Below are 1,673 nucleotides of genomic sequence, written 5' to 3'. Positions count from 1 at the left end.
TTTATAAGAGGGCATATTATTCCTGAACATAAAAACCCTTTAAACTGGATATTAATAAGACTTTACACTCCTGTAATAAAAATTTCTTTAAAAATTAGATACCTGATAGTACTGCTTACAATTATTGCAATAGGCTTTGCATATCCTTTATACAAAAAAATCTCGTGGGAATTTATGCCTATGTTAAATGAGCAGACATTCATGTATATGCCAGTTACACCTTTTGGTATTTCTGCAGATGAGGCAAAAAATCTAACCCAGCTTACAGACAAAATAATCGCATCTTTTCCAGAAGTTGATACGGTTTTCGGTAAAGCAGGTAGAGCGGAAACAGCAACAGACCCAGCCCCTCTATCTATGATAGAAACAATAATAACCTTTAAACCAAAAGAGTACTGGAGACCAGGCATGACATATGAAAAGCTAATGAATGAAATGGAAATGAAGCTTAAAGTTCCCGGACTTACAAACAGCTGGACATATCCAATCAGAGGAAGAATTGACATGCTCCTTACAGGGATAAGAACTCCTCTTGGTATAAAACTTTATGGAGATGACATTAACAAACTGCAGGAAGTTGCTACAAAAATAGAAAAAGAGCTTCAAAAAATGCCTGAAAGTTTATCAGTTTTTGCTGATAGAGTAGCTCAGGGGTATTTCTTAAACATTGATATTAAGAAAGAAAAACTTGCAAGATACGGACTTACAACAGATGATGTTGAAACTGTTATACAAACAGCAGTAGGTGGAATGCCTATTTCAACGATTTATAAAGGGCTTGAAAGATACCCAATGCTTATAAGATTTCCTTATGATTATAGAAATAACATTGAAGCTATAAAAAATATAGTAATTCCTACACCTTTAAACAGAGGGGTTCTTTTAAAAGATATAGCGGATGTTTACTATGCAGAAGCTCCATCTGTAATAAAATCAGAAAAAGGTATGAAAGTTGTATTTATATATATTACTCCACAGCAAAATATAACACCTGAAGAGTATGTAAATAAAGCGAAGAAAGTTCTTGCAAATGTCCATATTCCACCTGGATATTTTATAGAATGGGCAGGACAGAGTCAGTACTTAGAGCATGCAAAAGAAAGACTCAAATTTATAGTACCTCTGGCAGTTTTAATAATATTCCTCCTCGTTTATATAACCTTTAAAGATATTAAAAATACACTTATAGTAATGCTTTCACTTCCTTTTGCCATGCTTGGAGGCTTGTGGTATATAGATTATCTAAACTTTAATATGAGTATAGCTGTTGTAGTTGGATTTTTAGCACTCCTTGGTGTTGCAACAGAAACAGCGATAGTTATGATAGTTTATTTAGAGGAAGCAGTTAAAAAATATTTAAACCTTCACGGAAAGATAGACGACAGCCATTTCAAACAGGCAATTCATGAAGGAGCAGCTTTAAGGGTAAGACCAATAATGATGACTGTTTCAGCAATTTTGGCAGGACTGATTCCTTTAATGTATATTACAGGTGTAGGCTCTGAAGTAATGCAGAGAATAGCAGCTCCAATGATAGGAGGTGTTGTATCTGCTGCTGTTCTTACACTTATAATAGTTCCATCTATATATGCAATAGCTAAAAAGTGGGAGCTTAAAAGAAAAGGGTTGTTTGCTTAATTATACCCTCCTATATTTAATATTATCAGCAGTAT

The 1,673-nt window shown here is 34.0% G+C and carries 1 protein-coding gene; it reads left to right on the top strand.

All coding sequences use genetic code 11. The annotated features are described in order from the left end of the window. A partial coding sequence (locus HG1285_RS02520) for an efflux RND transporter permease subunit (RefSeq protein WP_008289108.1) occupies nt 1–1,638 on the top strand: 1,638 nt, incomplete at its 5' end. Nucleotides 1,639–1,673 lie beyond the last annotated feature (35 nt).

The organism is Hydrogenivirga sp. 128-5-R1-1 (assembly GCF_000171895.1).
Note: the sequence above shows the minus strand (reverse complement) of the source record. Positions and strands in the feature narration are given on the sequence as shown.